Genomic DNA, 17,959 nt, shown 5'->3' on the forward strand with positions numbered 1-17,959 from the left:
CGGCTCAGGCCGCGACGGTCGCGTGCATCTCCCACACGAGGATCTCGGCCGGCTCGATCGCGGTGACCTTCTGGCCGCCCGTGGCGGTGAACCGGACGGCGTCCCCGGTGGCCAGGTCGCCCGCACCCTCGAGGACGACGCTGCCGCGCGGCACGAACAGGTGCAGGAACGGCGCCTCGGGCAGCTCGACGCTCTGGCCCGGCTGGAGCCGGGCGGCCAGCAGCGCGGCGTAGCGGTTGCGGATGCGGATGGCGGTCTCGTCGGCGTGCTTCTCCATGCCGGAGGCCACCGGCACGAGCCCGGAGGCGAGCCGCTCGTGGTCGATCTCGAGCTGCTCGTAGCCCGGGGTGATGCCGGACTCGTCGGGCAGCACCCACATCTGCACGAAGTGCACGGGGTCGCGGTGCTCGGGGCCGGCCAGGCGCCAGGAGTCGTTCTTCTCCGAGTGCAGGATGCCGGTGCCGGCGCTCATCCGCTGGGCGAGGCCCGGGTAGATGACGCCGTTGTGGCCGGTGGAGTCCTGGTGCACGAGGGAGCCATCGAGCACCCAGGTGACGATCTCCATGTCACGGTGCGGGTGGGTGTCGAACCCGGTGCCGGCGTCGACGATGTCGTCGTTGTTGACCAGCAGCAGCCCGTGGTGGGTGTTGCGGGGGTCGTGGTGGTGGCCGAAGGAGAAGGAGTGCTTGGAGTCCAGCCACCCGAAGTCGCTGACGAAGCGGCTCTCGGCACGTCGGACGTCGATCTCGGGGGTGAGCTGCATGGTGGCCATGGTGTCCTCCTGACGGATGCGCGTCGTTCGGTGACGCGTCAACTACCTTCCCCGAACATAAGTGACATGTCAACCATTCCCGGTTAGCCTGGGCCCATGACGAGCGGCTCCCGGGCCGAGCCGCAGTGGCTCTCCCCCGACGAACAGGCGATCTGGCGCGACTGGCTCGCCGTCACGAGCCTGCTGCCCGCCGCCCTCCAGCGGGCGCTGCACGCGGACGCCGGCCTCTCCCTCCCCGACTTCGACGTCCTGGTGCTGCTGAGCGAGACCGACGGCGGTCGGCTGCGCGTCAGCGAGCTCGCGCGCGCCCTCACCTGGGAACGCAGCCGGGCCAGCCACCACCTCTCCCGCATGGAGAAGCGCGGCCTGGTGGCCCGCGAGGAGTGCGAGGACGACGGCCGCGGGTGGTTCGTCGTCCTCACCGCTGCGGGGCGCGACGCGCTCGAGCGTGCCGTGCCCGGCCACGTCGACACCGTGCGGTCGCTCTTCCTCGATCCGCTTCCGGCCGGCGGGGACACCGGTCTCGCCGACGCTCTGGCGGCGCTGCGCACCGGTCTGGAGCGGTCGGTTACGAACGATCGAATTCCGCCCCGGTGAGCCGACCGGCACGGTAAACAACGGACCGGCGCCCGCTCCGGCGCTGCCGGTCACTCCCCAGGACCGGGTTCTCGGGGGAAGGAAGCCCGTGAACCGTCATCCCCTCACCCTCCTCGCCGCGCCCCTGCTCCTCGTGGGCGCGCTGGCGGCCGCCCTCGTGGGCCCCGGCGCCGACGCCGCCGGCAAGGACTACTTCGGCCCCGTGCCGACCTCACCTGCCGAGGGCGCCGCGCTCGACATCGTCGATCAGCCCTACACCCTCCGCGGCAACCAGTTCTATCCCTCCACCTACGACATCATGAGCGTCGGGATCGACGATGCGACCTACTGCATCATCAGCCGCGGCGACGACGACAACTGGACCTGCACCCCCGACGGGCCGCCGATCCTGGCACCCGGCCGGCACGTCATCGCGATCACCGCGACCGGCGAGGGCGGCGGCGACAGCGCCGACTTCGCCGTGAACGTCACCAGCCGCTTCGACGTGCGGTCATCCACCTCCTCGGGGTACGCCGGCGATCCGATCACCGTGACCGGGCCGGCCGATCCTCACCGGAGCACCTCGATCGGGCTGGTGCTCTCGGGCCCCTCCAGCCGGGCCGGTGGGGCCGCGCGGGCGACCTCCGTGGTCGTCGGCTGCGACGTCACGGGCGCCACCTATTCCTGCGTCGTCCCCGCCAGCCGGACGGCGGGACTCGCCGACGGCGGCTACACGATGACGGTCTCGGAATCGCTCTTCGGGCGCGGCGACCTCATCGACCGCATCCAACGTCCCTACACCGTGCTGGCGCCGGTCGTCGTCCCGCCGACCCCGACGCCCACGCCGACCCCCACGCCGACGCCCACCCCGACGCCCACGGCCACGCCGACCCCCACCGCCACCACGACGCCGACGCCGACCCCCACGCCGACCCCCACGCCGTCGGGCGGCAGCACCACGAGCACCCCCACCGCTCCGGCCAGCACCGGCACGACCACCGCGACGCCGACCTCGACGACCACCGCGGCACCGACGTCCACCCCGACCCCCACCCCGACCGAGGTCACCGTCGCCCTGCCGGCGCCGGCCTCGGGTGGGCCGGCGGATCCGAGTGCCGCGCCCTCCGGCACGCCGACGCCGACGCCCTCCGCCGACCCCAGCAGCACCCCGTCGACCACCCCGGTGGCCGCGCCCATCGGGCCGGGCCCGCTCGGTGACCCGTTCACCGACCGCACCGCCCTCATCGCGCTGCTGGTGCTCGCGGGCGTCGTGCTGCACGGCAGCCGGGCGCGCGGCATGGCCCGCACCGCCCTCGCTCAGCGCGCCGTCTCGACAGCGGGCGTCCCGACATCCGGGCCGGATCGCACGCTGCTCGCCGTAGCCGACCTCGCCGATCGCGACGACACCGACGACGAGCGCGAGGAGGCCCTCGACGACCGGATCGGCCCCGGCGACCGGTCGCCGAGCTGGCGCTGGCCCGGCCACCGCCTCGTCGACGCGTGGAGCGCGACGGCGCCGGGCCGCTGGGCCGCGCACACCCCCTTCGCCGCCCGGCTCGCGGTCGACGCCGCCGTCCCCCGGGCCGCCCTGGGCACGGCCGCCCTGCTGCTGCCGCTGCTCGGCGCCGTGCTGGGACTGGTCGCTGTCGTGCAGTCGGCCGACGCCGGTCTGCCGCCGTCGGTTGCGCTCTGCATCGCGGTCGTCGTCCTGGCGGCCTTCGACGCCGTCGCCGGCGCCGCGGCCTTCCTCGTGCTGCTCGGTGGCGCCCTGGTGGGCGTGGGCACTAATAGCCTCGACGCCACGCACACGGCCCTGGTGCTGCTCGCCCTGGCGTTCGTGTGGGTCGCCCTGCCCCTGGTCGGCTCCGCGCAGCGTCCCTTCCGCCGCGAGCGCCGGGAGGGCGCGGACGACGATCTGCACCGCTGGGACCGCGTCGCCGACGCCGTCATCGGCGCCCTGCTGTGCGGCTGGGTCACCGACAAGGTGCTGGGCGCGATGGACTCCTTCGCCGACCAGCCGACCTCGCTCGCCGCCCACTCCGGCACGATCGCGATCGCGGCGATGATCGCCATCGCCGCCCGCGTCGGCCTCGAGCACCTCGCCCTCGCGCTCTACCCGAAGCGCCTGGAGACCGTCGAGGTGGCCACCACGCTCCCGGCGGCGACCACCCTCGCCGACGTCGGCGGCACCCTGGCCCGCATCTGCGTCTACTCCTTCATCGGCTGGGCGTTCCTCGGGTTCGGCTGGCCGTGGGTCATCGGCACCGTGCTCTACGCCGTCCCCGGAGCGCTCGCCCTGGCCCAGTCCCACGGCTGGGAGCCGCGGCGCACGGCCTGGTGGCTGCCCCAGGGGCTGGTCGAGGTGATGCTGCTGATCCTCGCCTGCACGTTCCTGGTGCTGTTTGCGACCTCGGGCATCGAGTCGGACGAGCGCGCCTTCGAGGTGGCCTTCATGCTGGCAGCGGTGCCGTCGGTGGCTCTCGGCCTCGTGAGCATGGTCTGGAAGGCCCCCGAGCCCCGACGTCCTGCGTGGCGGTGGGAGCTCGGCGGCCTCGTGGTGCTCGTCGTCATCGTCGCGATGGCCTGGCACGGCTGGGACTACTGAGCGATCGTGGTCGGGGCTCGGGCCCCGATGTCACATCCTGCGCAGCCGCGCCGTCCTCTGGTGAGATGACCCCGACCTCACCGGAGGACCCATGACCACCCCCGCCGCCACCAGCATCGCCGTCGCCGGAGCCACCGGCACCGTCGGTCGCCATGTCGTCGCCGTGCTCCGCGCCCGCGGGCACGGGGTCGTCGAGCTCTCCCGCGCCCGGGGCGTCGACCTCCGCCGTCCTGCGGGGGCTCCGATCGAGGACGTCGCGGCACTGCTGCAGGACTGCTCGGCCGTGATCGACTGCCTCAACGTCGCGACGATGGCGCGCAGGGAGTCGATCGCCGGCTTCACCTCCACCACCGCGACCCTCCTGGCCGCGGGCCGTGCTGCCGAGGTGCCGCACCACGTCGCCCTCTCCATCGTCGGCATCGACCGCGCGCCGACCGCCTACTACGCGGGCAAGCGCGCACAGGAGCGTCTCGTCGCCGAGCACGGCGGCGCCGCCACGATCCTGCGGGCCACGCAGTTCCACGAGTTCGCCGGCCAGATGGCGCCCGCACTGCGTCGCGGGCCCGTGCTGCTGGCGCCCCGCATGCGCCTCGCCCCGGTCGCAGCGAGCGAGGTCGCCGAGGCGCTGGTCGACCTCGCCACCGGGACGCCGCCCAGCGCCGTCGGCGGTCCGCGTCGGCTCGAGATGGGCGGACCGGTCGTCCACCGGTTCCCCGACCTCGTGCGCCGCCTCGGGCTGCCCGGGTGGGTCGTCCCCATCCCGTACCCGGGTCGCGGAGCGCGCGCGGTGGCGGGTGGCGCCCTGCTTCCACGCAGCCCGTGGCGCACCGGACAGGAGACCTTCGAGGAGTGGCTCGTCCGCTCCACCGCGCCGGAGCGGAGCGTCGTGTGACCGCATCCGAGGAGCCGACCCGGACCGAGGCGCTGGCCGCCCGCTTCGACGCCCTGCGCCCCCGGCTCGTGCGGGTCGCCCACGCGCTCTTGGGCACGGTGGCCGACGCGGAGGACGCCGTCGCAGACGTGTGGCCGGACCTCGTCGTCGCGCACGCACGCGAGCCGATCCGCGACCTCGAGGCCTGGTGCGTCGTGGCGACCTCGCGGCGGGCGCTGACGATGCTGCGCTCAGCGCGGGTGCGCCGCGAGACCTACGTCGGCCCGTGGCTGCCCGAGCCGCTGCACGAGAGCACCCACGGCCGGCCCTCCCCCTCGGCATCGGCCGCCTCGCCGATCGACCCGGCCGACCGGGTGACGCTCGCCGAGTCGGTCGACTACGCGCTGCTCGTCGCCCTGGAACGGCTCACGCCGGCGGAGCGGACGTCGTGGGTGCTGCACGACCTCTTCGGCGTCCCCTTCGACGAGGTCGCCGACGTGGTCGGTCGCACGCCGGCCGCCGTCCGCCAGGCCGCCTCCCGGGCGCGCCGCAACGTGCGCGACTCCGCACCCCGGCTGCGCATCGACCCGATCGAGCACCGGCGCGCGGTCGAGGCATTCCTGGCGGCCGCGGCCGGCGGCGACGTCGGCGCCCTGGTCGCCGTCCTCGATCCGGCGGTCGTGCTGACCTCCGACGGCGGTGGGGTCGTCAACGCGGCCCGGCGCCCGGTGCACGGGCCCGACCGGGTCGCCCGGTTCATCCTGGGCATCCTCCAGCGGATGGACGCCGCCGGCGCCACGGTCGAGGAGGTCGTCGCCCAGGGGGCACCGGCTCTGCTCAGCAGGATCGGGGGACGACCGGACTCGCTGTCGATCCTCACCTCGCGGGAGGGGCGGATCGTCCGTGTCGACATCGTGCGCGCGCCGGCGAAGCTCGCCCAGTTCGCGCGGATCGGCCCGGCCGACGGCGGATGACGCTCCGGTGAATCCTCCGGACCGGCGGCGGGTCACCCTGGCGCGCCGTCCCGGCCCTGCGTAGGCAGGGGGCGTCGACGCATCCGCGTCGGCGTCCCACCCTCAGCAGGAGCCTTCGATGACTCACTCTCGGATGCTGATCCGTCCCCTCCACCGCGGCCTCGCCGCACTGCTCGCGGCGGCTCTGGTCGCCCTCCTCCTCGCAACACGGCTCGCCGCGCCGGCGAGTGCCGCCGGCACCACCTTCAGCGGCACCCTCGCCCAGGGCGTCGCGCAGATCCCGACCGCGACCGAGAACAACAGCGGGTACGACCGCACGCTGTTCCCCCACTGGATCGACGCCGACGGCGACTGCCAGAACACCCGTGCCGAGGTGCTCATCAGCGAACGCGAGACCGACACCCCGCTCACCTACACCAGCTCCACGAACTGCACGGTCGCCACCGGCCGCTGGTTCTCCTACTACGACCGGGTGTCGTGGACCGACGCCTCCGACATCGACATCGACCACCTCGTGCCGTTGGCCGAGGCCTGGGGCTCCGGCGCGAGCACGTGGACGACGGCGCGCCGCCAGGCCTACGCCAACGACCTCGGCGACTACCGCACCCTGGTCGGCGTCACCGACTCGGTCAACCAGTCCAAGAGCGACCAGGACCCCGCCACCTGGCTGCCGACCTACGACAAGTGCCGCTACATCGCCGAGTGGGTGGCGGTGAAGATCCGCTGGGGCCTCTCGGCGGACTCCGCGGAGAAGAAGGTGCTCGACCAGTACGCCTCCACGTGCTCGAACACCGTGACGGTGACGACCGCCTGATCCGGCTCCGGGCTCAGCCTGAACCGATCAGTGCTCGCCGAGGTCGACGTCGACCATCAGCTCCGCCCCCAGCGCCTCGAGCGCGCCGCGGAACTCCTCGACGTCGGCCCCGGCGGGCGAGACCAGCACGGCGTCGAGCTCGAAGAGGGTGCCGCCGGCCATCGGCGCCTCCACGAGGGCGGTGCGCAGCTCCTCGATGCCGATGTGGCGCGCCGCGGCGGCGCGGGAGATCTCCGCGACGATGCCGGGGCGGTCGGCGCCCAGCAGGTGCAGCCGCAGCCGGGAGGCGGCGTCGTCCTCGGCATGGGAGGTGCCCTCGACCGTGACGACCAGGCCGTCGGCCGCGAGCGCTCCCAGCGCGCCGCGCAGCTCCTCGACGCGGTCGTCGGGAGCCGAGACGAGGACGATGCCGGCGAACTTCCCGGCCAGCCGGGCCATCTCGCTGCGCTCCCACGAGCCGCCGTGGCCGACGACGGCCGCGGAGACCGCCGAGACCAGGCCGGGACGATCGTCGCCGAGGACGGTGAGCACCAGGGTCGCCATGGCGGGGAGCCTAACCGTCGGAGCGGATCCGGTCTGGACCGACCGAGTGAATGGTTTTGCCTATCACTGGTGACTTTATAGAGTTATCAGCGGTTCCCGTCTCCGACCCGTCCCTGGAGGACCCATGTGGCTCATCGCCGCCTTCGCCCTCGCGGGCGGGCTCGCCCAGTTCGTCGACGGCACCCTCGGCATGGGCTTCGGCGTCACCTCGGCCACCGTGCTGCTCAGCCTCGGCGTCGCCCCGGCCACGGCCAGCGCAGCGACCCACGCGGCCAAGCTGCCGACGACGCTGATCTCGGGCCTCTCCCACTGGCGTGCCGGCAACGTCGACACCCGCGTACTGCTGCGGGTGGCCGTGCCCGGCGCGATCGGCGGGTTCCTCGGCGCTGTGGTGCTCACCTCGATCAGCCTCAGCGCCGCCAAGGGCTGGATGGCCGGGCTGCTCATCTTCTTCGGCCTGGTGATCCTGGTGCGCTTCGGTTTCGACAAGCGCCTCATTCCGACGCCGAGCAGCGGCGACTCCGCGCGCTGGCTCTCCCCCATCGGCCTGCTCGGCGGTTTCGTCGACGCCACGGGCGGCGGCGGTTGGGGACCGGTCGTGACCCCCAGCCTCATGACCGTCACCCGCCACGAGCCGCGCCGGGTCGTGGGCACCACCAACGCGGCCGAGTTCGTGGTCGCGGTCTCGGTGTCGACCGGCTTCATCACCGGCGTCGCCCACGAGGACATCCCGTGGCTCCCGGTCGTCGGGCTCATCATCGGCGGCGTGCTCGTCGCCCCCTTCGCCGCCCGGCTCGCCGGCCGCCTGCCCCATGCCCCCATGGGCACGCTCGTCGGCGGCTTGGTCATCCTCGTCAACGCGGTCTCCGTGGTCGCCGCCCTGGGCGGGCTCCACGGCGCGGTCGACGCCGTCCTGATCCTCGCGTGGATCGGCTTCATCGCCCGGCTCGCCCACCTCGCGTGGCTGCGGGAGAAGGCGACCGCGGCGGGCACGAACGACGAGGTGCCCGCGGCGGCCTGAGCGTCGTCCGACCGCTCGGATCGGACCCCGCCTCGTCAGCCGTAGTGGCAGACGTAGCTGACGGTCTCGAGCACCTCGATGTCGAAGGAGGAGTCGCCGGGCACTGCGAACGACTCGCCCTCGCCGTAGGCGACCCACTCCTCTGAGCCCGCGAGCCGCACCCGGCACCGGCCGCCGTGCAACTCCATGACCTCGGGGGCCGCGGTGCCGAACTCCAAGGTGGCCGGGAAGATCACGCCCGCGGACTTCCGTGTGCCGTCGGCGACGTGGAAGGTGTGGCTCACGCAGGCGCCGTCGAAGTAGACGTTCGCACGGGGGTCGAGGGTCACGCCGGCGTAGCTCTGGTTCTCGGTCACGCGCGGAGCCTAACGGCGGCGTCGTCCGTCGTCGGGCGCCCGCCCGCGCCTCGGAAGGGGCTCAGGCGGCCGAGGCGGTGGCCAACTTCACCGCGAAGCCGAGGAACACCACCCCGACCAGCGACGTGCCACCCGCCGCCAGGGCGCGGCGAGCACGGAACGCCGCCGCCAGCCGGGAACCGGCGAAGATCAAGGTCGTCAGGTAGAGGAAGCTCACCAGCTCCGCGAAGGCGCCGAGCACCAGGAAGGACACGGCCGGACGCGGGTAGGCCGGGTCGACGAACTGCACGAAGAAGGCGATGAAGAACAAGATCGCCTTGGGATTGAGCAGGCTGATCACCAGCGCGCGACGGAAGTGATGGCCGTGCGCGCCCCGCGCGAGTTCGGCGGCCTCGCCGACGGCGTCCGCCCCGGACGACGTCCGCAGAGTGCGGGCGCGCAACGTCGCCCAGGCCGCCCGGAGCAGGCCGATGGCGAGCCACCCGAGGTAGCCGGCGCCGAGGTACTTCAGCACGTCGAAGACCACCTCGTTGGCCTCCAGCACCGAGGCGACCCCGGCGGCCGAGAGCGTCATCAGGACGGCGTCGCCGGTGAACACCCCGACCGCGGCGGCGTAGCCGCTCCGCACCCCTTCGCGCGCCGCGACCGCGAGCACGAACATCGAGTTCGGCCCCGGCAGCAGCACGATGAGCACGAGGCCGACCAGGTAGGTCGGCAGGTCGATCACACCCCACACGGAGCCGATGGTCCCATGGGGTGCGGTGCCGCGTCACCGCGGCGAGGGACCCTCCGCGGTCGGCGCCGCGCCCTCGAGGCGCCGGACCGCCACCCCGATGATGCGGTGACCGGCCATGCCGGCGACCTCCAGCACCGCACCCTCGACCTCGACGGCCTCGCCGACCTCGGGGATGTGGCCGAGTCGGGCCAGCAGGTAGCCGGCCACGGTCTCGTAGGGGCCCTCCGGGAGGGCGAGCCCGGTGCGCTCCTCGAACTCCTCGAGGCTGAGCCCACCGGCCAGCTCGGCGGCGTCCGCCCGCGGCACCTCGTGCGCGGCGGGGTCGTACTCGTCGCGGATCTCGCCGATGACCTCCTCGAGGAGGTCCTCGAGGGTGACGATGCCGTCGGTGCCGCCGTACTCGTCGACGACCACGGCGAGGTGCGTGCCGCCTTCGCGCATCATCGCCACCGAGGGCAGCACCCGTCGGCTGCCGGGCAACCGCAGCACCGGGCGGACGACGTCGGCGACGGTGCGCGCGTCGGCGTCCTCCAGGCCCAGCAGGTCGCGCACGTGCAGGAACCCGACGATGTCGTCGAACCCCTCCCCGATGACGGGGTAGCGCGAGTACGGCAGGTCGCGGACGACGCCCGCGGCCGCGCGCAGGTCGAGGTCGCCGCGCAGGAACGCCACGTCGCCGCGGGGACGCATGACCTCCTTCAGCGTCGTCTCGCCGGCGGCCAGGACGTCGCCGAGGATGCGTCGCTCGTCGTCCTCGAGCTCCTCGTGGCTGGAGACGATCTCGCGCAGCTCCTCGGCCGAGAGCTGCTCACCGGCGGCCGCCGGGTCGCCGCCGAGCAGCCGGACGACGGCGTCGGTGGAGCGCGAGAGCAGCCAGATGACCGGGCGCATCACGGTCGCGAAGCGATCGAGGGCCGGGGTGACGGCCACCGAGACCCCCACCGCCCGCTGCATCGCCAGCCGCTTGGGCACCAGCTCGCCGAGGACGAGGGAGAGGTAGGCGATGAGCAGGGTGAGGCCGAGCAGCGCGACCGTCTCGGCGGCCGACTCCCCCAGCCCGAGTCGTTCGAGGGACGGCGCGAGGTCGGGCGCCAGGGTCGATCCGCCGTAGGCGGCCGAGAGGAAGCCGGCGAGCGTGACGCCGATCTGCACGGCGGCGAGGAACCGGTTGGGGTCGCGGGCCACCGAGGCGACCTTCGCGCCACGCGCACCGCTGCGCTCGAGGGCGGTCAGCTGGCCCTCGCGGAGCGAGACGAGCGCCAGCTCGGTGGCGGCGAAGACGCCGCCGATCAGCACGAACAGCAGGACCAAACCCGCGTTGACCAGGGTCTGGGTGTCCATCAGGCCCGTTCACCTCCGCCGACGTCGTCGTGGGAGCGTGAACGGCCGGGACTTCGTGGTCGATCCATGGCGACACCGTAGCGACTCCACCCACATCCGGGCACGGCACCGACGTCTCGTATCCGCCATCTCACGCGGCGCGCGACCGGCCGCCGCTCACTCTGCGCCCCGCGGCCACGGCTCCCACGAGCCCGACCGCGGCGGCGAGCAGCAGCACACCTCCCGAGCCGGCGACCTCGGCGAGCACACCGGCCGCGGCCGTGCCCGCTGTGGCACCCAGGTTGGTGGCGGTGGTGATCCAGGTGCTCGCCTCGGTCCGCCGCCGCGGCGGGCTCGCGTCGTCGGCGGCACCGAACGCGGTGACGTAGGCCGGTGCCGCGAGGAGGCCGGTCAGGGCGACGGCCACGCCGACGGCCCCCAACCCGGGAACGACGGCCGCCACCACCAGGAGCGGTACCCGCGCCAGGAGCAGTCGGGTCAGATCCGCACGCGCGGCGCGTGGATGCTCCCGTCCGCCCCACCACAGGCCGCCGACGACAGCGGCCGCACCCATCGCGGCCTCCACGATCCCGAGCACCCCGGGTCGGTCGGCGGCGTAGGCCAGCGCGGCCACGGCGGTGATCGCGCCTGCTCCGGAGAGACCGAAGGCCAGGAGGGCGAGCAGCAGGAGGACGAAGGACGCCGTCCACAGGGGCCCGCCCTCCTCGGGTGAGGACGCGGGCGCACCCGCGGGCGCGACCTCGGACCCGACCTCGTGCCCGCCGGGCCGGTCCCCCTCGTGGCGCTCGGTGATCGGCGGCGTTGAGACGGCCGGCGCGAACGCCAGGACGGCGGCACCGAGCGGCACGAGCACGGCTGCGGCGGCGATGCCCCACCACGGCGCCGCGACCGCGACCACACCGGCCGCGACCACCGGGCCGAGCAGGAAGGCCGTCTCCTCCACGACGCCGTCGAGCGCGTAGGCGGTCGGAAGGTCGTCCGGGCGGCAGCGCTCCCGCCACCGGGCGCGCATCGCCGGGCCGAGCGCCGGCGCCACCGCGCCCGCGCCGAGGCAGAGCGGGAACCAGAACCAGGGCGAACCGACCGCTGCGGCCGCGCCGAGCGCGATCGTCGCGAGCAGCAGGCACACGAGCAGCGCGGCGATCGGCAGCACCCGTCGACGGCCATGGAGATCGACGAGCCGCGACTGGAGCGGCATCGCGAGGGTCGCGAGGCCGAAGACGGCCACGGCGCCGGAGGCGAGGGCGAAGGAACCCATCGCCCGCCCGGCACCGAAGAGCAGGCACAGCGGGAGCAGGGCGTAGCCGAGACGGCCGGCGGCCGCCCCGAGGACGACGGGGCCGAGTCCGCTCGAGCGCAGGAGCAGGAGGTAGCGGGCAGGCCAGGACAGCGGGGTCGAGTACATGGTGACTCCGAGGACGAAGGTGGGCAGGCGGCAGCGATCGGCGTCCGGGGACGCCGTGCGCGCGGCCTAGTGCTTCGTCACGCGGTGAAGGCTACGCCTCGAGGTCGCCGAGCACCCCGTCGAGCTCGTCGGCGAGCCGGGCGGCGTCCGCGCGGGAGAACGGCAGCGGCGGGCGGAGCTTGAGGGTGTCGCCGTGGGCGCCGCACACCGAGGTGAGCACGCCGCGCTGGCGCAGCAGGTTGATGACGTCGGCGGCGAGGGCGGTGCCCGGCGACCCGTCGTCCTCCCGCAGCTGCAGGCCGATGAACAGGCCGTCGCCGCGCACGTCGGCGATCGAGCGGTGGACGACGGCGAGCTCGTCGAGCAGCGCCCGCAGCTCCCGCCCCACGGCGGCCGCATGCGCCTGCAGGCCTTCGCGTTCGAGGACGTCGAGCACGGCATCGGCCGCCGCGATGCTGACCTGCGTGCCGCCGAAGGTGTTGAAGTACGGCTCTCCCGCCGAGAACGGTTCGAGGACGGCCGCCTGGGCCAGGACGGCGGCGATCGGCATGCCGTTGCCCATCGGCTTGCCCAGCGTGACGATCTCGGGGACGACATCGTGCCGGGCGAAGCCCCACATCGCCGATCCGGTGCGTCCGAACCCGGGCTGCACCTCGTCGGCGATCACCACGCCGCCGGCCGCGCGCACCGCGGCCACGGCCTCGGCGAGGTCGAGGGCGGGGTGCACGCCGTCGGAGGAGAGGATCGAGTCGAGCAGGAGGGCGGCGGGACGCAGCCCCTGGGCGGCCAACCGCTCGATGCCGGCGCGCACACCCGCGGCGAACGACCGGTGCGGGGCGGCCATCGGATCGGGGGCCGGCACCGTGACGACCTCCGGCCCCACCCCCACCCCGAGCGAGGGCGACATGCCGGTCACCAGGGCGGTGTTGCCGTGGTAGGCCTCCTCGGTGACGATGACGCCGCGCTGTCCGGTGGCGGCGCGTGCCACCCGCACGGCGAGGTCGTTGGCCTCCGAGCCGCTGCAGGTGAAGACGGCCCGGTCGATCGGGTCGGGCAGGAGGGCCAGCAGCCGTTCGGCGTAGGCGACGATGCCGCGGTCGAGGTAGCGGGTGTGGGTGGTCAGCACCGCGGCCTGCCGGGCGATCGCCTCGACCACGTGCGGGTGCGTGTGACCGACACTCGCGACGTTGTTGTAGACGTCGAGGTACTCCCGCCCCTCGGCGTCCCAGAGCCGGGTGCCGTGGCCGCGCACGATCTCCAGCGGCTGCCGGTAGAAGAGCCGGTACGACGGGCCGAGCACCCGCACCCGGCGAGCGATGAGCTCGGACTCGGCGTCCTGCCCCGGCCGCCAGGCGTTGGCGTCGAGGATGCGGGTCGAGGACGGCGGGGTGCCGCGCAGGTTCACGACGACCTCCCTCCCTGCTTCCTCGGCGTCTCCCCCAGGGTCACCCGCGCGATCGCCTTGAGCCGCTCGTGGACGCCGCCCATCGGCGCCCGGTCGCCGAGCAGCGCCTTGGGGAACTTCGCGGTGACGGTGTAGGCGGTGTCGACCATGTTGGCCACTGGGGTCTCCACGGTCTGGGAGACCAGCTGGTAGGCGTCCATCGTGGAGAGGCCGGTCTCGGCGACGACCCAGTGCACGAGCTCGGCATGGGCGATGCGCAGCGCGTCGTCCAGCGGGCGGGTCGAGCCGGTGGCGATGAGGTGGGTGTCGGACTCCAGGCGCGGCCAGGGGCAGGGCGCCCCCTTGATGAGGTCGACGACCAGCACGGTGTCCATCGCCGTCTCCACCGCGACCCCGCACGTCTCGCCCTCACCCTGCCGCGCGTGCCCGTCGCCGAGGCTGAACAGCGCGCCGGGCACGTTGACGCCGAGGTAGACCGTCGTGCCCGCCCGCAGCTCCGGGGTGTCCATGTTGCCGCCCCAGTCGCCGGGCACCAGGGAGTTGCGCACCTCGCCGAGCGCGGGGGCGACCCCCACCGTGCCGTGCATCGGGTCGAGCGGCAGGTCGACGGTGAAGTCGCTGTCGCGGGCCTCGTAGCGCACCAGGCCGGCCTCGGTGTCGATGCCATAGATCCAGGTGAGCTCGGGCAAGGCGACCTGGAGGGTCGGTGTGAGCAGCGTCGAGGTCAGCGCCCCGAAGAACGGCACGGTCGTCGAGACCCCCCAGGTCTCCCGCGGTTCGATCGAGACGAAGTGCAGCGCCAGGGTGTCGCCCGGCTCGGCGCCCTCGACGAAGAACGGCCCGGTCTGGGGGTTGAGGAAGCGCGGGTCGACGCGCTGGGAGGCCAGATGGTCGCGCGTGCTCACCCGTCCGGCGAAGCAGTCCCGCGTCCACGTCGAGAGCACCGTTCCGGGTGCGACCGAGGCGACGGGGGCTGCTCCGCCGAACGTGTAGACCAGCGACGCCGGGTCGGCGTCCGGGTCGTGGTCGTGATGCTGCAGGGTCATGTCGACCAGTGTTCGTCAGCGCTCGTGACTGTCGTCCATCACCACGCGGCCGGTGCGCTCGTAGATCGCCGGCGCCCACTGCCGCAGGGCGAGCGCGCCCAGCACACCGGCGACGAAGGTGCCGATGACGAGGTACGGCGTCGCGGTGAAGACCGGGCTGCCCGAGGCGGCCCCGGCGGCGAAGGTGAGGTTGTCGAAGAGCAGGTAGACGACGTAGGCCATGCCGATCGCGCCCAGGATCGGCGCGGTGAGCGTGGTGAACCAGTGGGCCGACTCGGGGTGGTGCTTGCCGACGTGGAAGTAGCAGACCACGGCGACCGAGCAGATGGTCTGGACGATGAGCAGCGCCATGGTGCCCATGATCGCCAGCAGGCCGTACTGGTAGAAGTAGAAGACGTCCGGCGCGCTCTCGGTCGGGTCCTGGAGGAAGAAGAAGCCGAGCGTGATCGCCAGGGTGATCACCGACTGGGTGATCGAGGCGACGTGCGGCGACTTGTGGACGCCGTGCGTGCGGCCCAGCGGGCTGATGATGCCCTCGCGGCCGAAGGCGTAGAGGTAGCGGGACGCCGCGTTGTGGAAGGCCATCGCGCAGGCGAAGGAGCCGGTGCAGGCGAGGATCTCGTAGATCTTCTCGGTCGGGCCGCCCAGGTTCGCGCGGGTGAGGTCGAGGAAGACGTCGAAGCTGTTGCCGGTCGATCCGCGGGAGACCGCGATCGCCTGGTCGGTGCCGTTGCCGGCGATGACCAGCCAGGAGACCAGCACGTAGAAGACACCGAGGCCGATGACCGCCATCAGCGTGGCGCGGGGGACGATCGTCTTGGGGTCCTTGGACTCCTCGCCGTACACCGCCGTGGTCTCGAAGCCGACCCACGACCAGAAGGCGAAGAACAGGCCGACCGCGGCGGTCGCCGTCACCGCGGCACCGCCGCCGGCGACCGTGCTGGGTGCCGCATCGAAGGCGTTGAGCGGGTTGAGCGCGGAGAACACGAAGCCGTCCGGGCCACCGCCCTTGATGACGACCGAGAGCGCGAGGGCGCCGAGCATGATGATCTCGCCGACGAGGAAGACGCCGAGCACGATGCCCGAAATGGAGATCTCGAAGTAGCCGAGCACGGCGACGACGGCGACGCAGATGAGCGCCCAGCCGAACTCGCTGATGAAGAAGTCGGGCAGCAGGGTCTTGGCGAACGAGGCGAAGATGCCGACCAGCGACGCCTCGAAGACGACGTAGGCGAGGGTGGCGACCACACCCGAGGCGAAACCGGTCGTGCGACCGAGGCCGTGGGAGATGAAGCCGTAGAAGGCGCCGGTGGCGGTGATGTGCTTGGCCATGGCGACGTAGCCGATGGAGAAGATCGTCAGGATCACCGTGGCGACCAGGAAGCCGGCCGGGGCGCCGATGCCGTTGCCGTAGCCGACCGCGATCGGCACGTTGCCGGTCATCGCGGTGATCGGGGCGGCGTTCGCGACCGCCATGAAGAGCACTGCGACCAGGCCGATGGAGCCGGGGCGCAGCCGGTGGAACTCGTGAGCGGGGGCGGCCGCGTCGGCGGCCGTGGTCGGTGCAGGATTCGTCTCTGCCGTGGTCATGGGGACACCACCTCCTGATCCCCGATCCTGGGCCGCTTCGACGTCACGTGATCGTGCGCTGCGTAAAACCGTCGTTACGGCTCGACCGAACCCCTGTTCCGGTCTGACCGGAACTGCCTAGGGTCCCCGGCATGGAGCACGACCTGTCGGCAGGGGACGCCGTCCTCGAGCGCATCCACGAGGTCGCCCGGGCCGCCGCCGCGCGCCACGGCCGGGGTGATGCCGAGGTGGTGCTGCTCAACGTCTCGGAGAACGCGACCTTCCGGTTGAGCGACGACCACGGCTCGGCGGCGCTGCGCGTGCATCGCCGCGGCTATCACGCGCCCGGCGCGATCGCGACCGAGCTGGCCTGGCAGGACGCCCTGCGCGAGGAGGCCGGCATCCGCACGCCGCACGTGCTCGCCACCCCGGCGGGCGAGCGCATCGTCGAGGTGCCCGACCCCGACGGCGAGGGCCCGCGCTCCTGCGTGCTCTTCGAGTTCCTGCCCGGCGCCGAGCCCACCGGCGACCTCGCCGGGCTCGCCGCGATCGCCGCTCGGATGCACCGGCACGCGCGCGGCTGGGCCGGCGCCGTCCCCGGCACCCGCTTCGCCTGGGACCTCTCGGCGGCCTTCGGGCCCGAGATGCGCTGGGGCGACTGGCGCGAGGCGATCGGCCTGGACGCCGAGGGCCGCGGCGTCCTCCAGCGGGCCGAGGACGCCGTGCGGGCGCGGCTGGCCGACGTCGGTCGCGATGCCGCGAGCTGGGGCCTGATCCACGGCGACATGCGTCGCGCGAACCTGCTCGAGCACGAGGGCGCGCTGGCCGTCATCGACTTCGACGACTGCGGTTTCGGCTGGTACGGCTACGACCTGGCGGCCGCGCTGAGCTTCATCGAGCACACGCCGCAGGCGCCCGACCTGGTGGCGTCGTGGTTCGAGGGCTACGCGACCGTGGCGCCGCCGGCCGCGCTCGACCTCGACCTGGCGACGACCTTCGTGATGTTCCGACGGCTGCTGCTCACCGCGTGGATCGCCAGCCACCGGCCCGACGACCCCACCGGCGAGCTGGGGGCCGACTTCACCGCCGGCACCTGCCGGCTCGCCGAGGAGTACCTGGCCGGCCGGGGCGCCATCGCCGACGCCGTCCGCGACCGCCTGCCGGCCTGACCCCGAACTGCTCGACGGACGACGAGCCCCGACCCCGAGGAGGAGACATGTTCACGTCGTTGGAGGGCGTCCGCGTGGTCGTCACCGGAGGCACCCGCGGCATCGGCCGCGGCATCGCCGAGCGGTTCGAGGCGGCCGGTGCGGCCGTGCTGGCCACCGGGCGCGACTTCGACATCTCCACGCCGGCCGGTGCGGCGGCGCTCGCCGAGGCCGCCCGCGAACGGCTCGGCGGGGTCGACGTGCTGTGCGCCAATGCGGGGATCTTCCCGCCGGCACCGTTGGCGACGATGACCGAGGCCGAGCTCGACGAGACCCTCGACATCAACCTCAAGGGCACCATCCTCTCGGTGCAGGCGATGCTGCCGCTGCTCCAGGCATCCGGGCGCGGTCGGGTCATCGTCACCTCCTCGATCACCGGACCGATCACCGGTCTGGCCGGTTGGGCGCACTACGGCGCGAGCAAGGCCGGCCAGCTGGGGTTCGTGCGTTCGGCAGCCCTGGAGCTGGCCGCGCACGGCGTCACGGTCAACGCGATCCAGCCGGGCAACATCCTCACCGAGGGGCTGGCCGACCTGGGTGAGGAGTACCTCGCGTCGATGACGGCGAGCATCCCGCTCGGACGGCTCGGCGCGGTCGAGGACATCGGCAACGCCGCGCTGTTCCTCGCCACCCTCGAGGCCGGCTTCATCACCGGCCAGTCGCTGGTCGTCGACGGCGGCCAGGTGCTGCCCGAGTCGCTCACCTGAGGGGCGGGTC

17 protein-coding genes are annotated in these 17,959 nt (G+C 73.4%); 8 read left to right on the forward strand and 9 right to left on the reverse strand.

Annotated elements, in window-relative coordinates:
* Positions 1 to 4: 4 nt before the first annotated feature.
* Positions 5 to 772, reverse strand: coding sequence for a pirin family protein (locus ABD671_RS01295; protein WP_344731379.1), 768 nt, complete (start codon positions 770 to 772; stop codon positions 5 to 7).
* Between the two features lie 96 nt (positions 773 to 868).
* Between ABD671_RS01295 and ABD671_RS01300 the strand changes: the two genes are divergently transcribed.
* The 5 genes from ABD671_RS01300 (at position 869) to ABD671_RS01320 (ending at position 6,612) form a co-directional block, all read left to right on the forward strand.
* Positions 869 to 1,369 (forward strand): MarR family winged helix-turn-helix transcriptional regulator, encoded by a 501-nt coding sequence (locus tag ABD671_RS01300; RefSeq protein ID WP_344731380.1) that lies wholly within the window; start codon positions 869 to 871, stop codon positions 1,367 to 1,369.
* 88 nt (positions 1,370 to 1,457) lie between these two features.
* A complete protein-coding gene (locus ABD671_RS01305; RefSeq protein ID WP_344731381.1) occupies positions 1,458 to 3,953 on the forward strand; it encodes a hypothetical protein in 2,496 nt (831 codons plus the stop codon).
* Positions 3,954 to 4,044: 91 nt separating this feature from the next.
* The gene (locus ABD671_RS01310; protein WP_344731382.1) at positions 4,045 to 4,845 is read left to right on the forward strand and encodes an SDR family oxidoreductase; all 801 of its coding nucleotides are present in this window, start codon (positions 4,045 to 4,047) and stop codon (positions 4,843 to 4,845) included.
* Positions 4,842 to 5,798, forward strand: coding sequence for an RNA polymerase sigma factor SigJ (gene sigJ / locus ABD671_RS01315; RefSeq protein WP_344731384.1), 957 nt, complete (start codon positions 4,842 to 4,844; stop codon positions 5,796 to 5,798). The genes ABD671_RS01310 and sigJ overlap by 4 nt, the downstream gene beginning before the upstream one ends.
* A gap of 118 nt (positions 5,799 to 5,916) precedes the next feature.
* On the forward strand, positions 5,917 to 6,612 hold the full coding sequence (locus ABD671_RS01320) for an HNH endonuclease family protein (protein ID WP_344731385.1): 696 nt from the start codon (positions 5,917 to 5,919) through the stop codon (positions 6,610 to 6,612).
* Positions 6,613 to 6,639: 27 nt separating this feature from the next.
* Here the strand turns inward: ABD671_RS01320 and ABD671_RS01325 are convergent, their stop codons facing one another.
* A complete protein-coding gene (locus ABD671_RS01325) occupies positions 6,640 to 7,155 on the reverse strand; it encodes a glycine cleavage system transcriptional repressor (protein WP_344731386.1) in 516 nt (171 codons plus the stop codon).
* A 124-nt stretch (positions 7,156 to 7,279) separates the two neighbouring features.
* Between ABD671_RS01325 and ABD671_RS01330 the strand changes: the two genes are divergently transcribed.
* Positions 7,280 to 8,176, forward strand: coding sequence for a sulfite exporter TauE/SafE family protein (locus ABD671_RS01330; RefSeq protein ID WP_344731387.1), 897 nt, complete (start codon positions 7,280 to 7,282; stop codon positions 8,174 to 8,176).
* A gap of 35 nt (positions 8,177 to 8,211) precedes the next feature.
* Here ABD671_RS01330 and ppnP read toward each other — a convergent pair whose 3' ends face one another.
* From ppnP to ABD671_RS01365, 7 genes are all read right to left on the reverse strand, one after another.
* Positions 8,212 to 8,532, reverse strand: a complete 321-nt coding sequence (ppnP, locus tag ABD671_RS01335) for a pyrimidine/purine nucleoside phosphorylase (RefSeq protein WP_344731388.1) — start codon at positions 8,530 to 8,532, stop codon at positions 8,212 to 8,214.
* Positions 8,533 to 8,593: 61 nt separating this feature from the next.
* The gene (gene leuE, locus ABD671_RS01340; RefSeq protein ID WP_344731389.1) at positions 8,594 to 9,268 is read right to left on the reverse strand and encodes a leucine efflux protein LeuE; all 675 of its coding nucleotides are present in this window, start codon (positions 9,266 to 9,268) and stop codon (positions 8,594 to 8,596) included.
* 33 nt (positions 9,269 to 9,301) lie between these two features.
* Complete coding sequence (locus tag ABD671_RS01345) at positions 9,302 to 10,609, reverse strand: hemolysin family protein (protein WP_344731390.1); 1,308 nt, start codon at positions 10,607 to 10,609, stop codon at positions 9,302 to 9,304.
* Positions 10,610 to 10,739: 130 nt separating this feature from the next.
* Complete coding sequence (locus ABD671_RS01350; protein WP_344731391.1) at positions 10,740 to 12,014, reverse strand: hypothetical protein; 1,275 nt, start codon at positions 12,012 to 12,014, stop codon at positions 10,740 to 10,742.
* Between the two features lie 91 nt (positions 12,015 to 12,105).
* Positions 12,106 to 13,419, reverse strand: coding sequence for an aspartate aminotransferase family protein (locus ABD671_RS01355; protein WP_344731392.1), 1,314 nt, complete (start codon positions 13,417 to 13,419; stop codon positions 12,106 to 12,108).
* A complete protein-coding gene (locus tag ABD671_RS01360; RefSeq protein ID WP_344731393.1) occupies positions 13,416 to 14,465 on the reverse strand; it encodes an acetamidase/formamidase family protein in 1,050 nt (349 codons plus the stop codon). The genes ABD671_RS01355 and ABD671_RS01360 overlap by 4 nt, the downstream gene beginning before the upstream one ends.
* A 15-nt stretch (positions 14,466 to 14,480) precedes the next feature.
* Positions 14,481 to 16,055, reverse strand: coding sequence for an APC family permease (locus ABD671_RS01365; protein WP_344731394.1), 1,575 nt, complete (start codon positions 16,053 to 16,055; stop codon positions 14,481 to 14,483).
* Positions 16,056 to 16,186: 131 nt separating this feature from the next.
* Here ABD671_RS01365 and ABD671_RS01370 point away from each other — a divergent pair, with 131 nt between their 5' ends.
* Both ABD671_RS01370 and ABD671_RS01375 read left to right on the forward strand, forming a co-directional pair.
* Positions 16,187 to 17,203, forward strand: a complete 1,017-nt coding sequence (locus tag ABD671_RS01370) for a phosphotransferase enzyme family protein (RefSeq protein ID WP_344731395.1) — start codon at positions 16,187 to 16,189, stop codon at positions 17,201 to 17,203.
* 47 nt (positions 17,204 to 17,250) lie between these two features.
* Positions 17,251 to 17,949 (forward strand): SDR family oxidoreductase, encoded by a 699-nt coding sequence (locus tag ABD671_RS01375; protein ID WP_344731396.1) that lies wholly within the window; start codon positions 17,251 to 17,253, stop codon positions 17,947 to 17,949.
* Positions 17,950 to 17,959: the final 10 nt, after the last annotated feature.

The organism is Nocardioides fonticola, from assembly GCF_039536805.1.
Taxonomy (GTDB): Bacteria; Actinomycetota; Actinomycetes; order Propionibacteriales; family Nocardioidaceae; genus Nocardioides; species Nocardioides fonticola.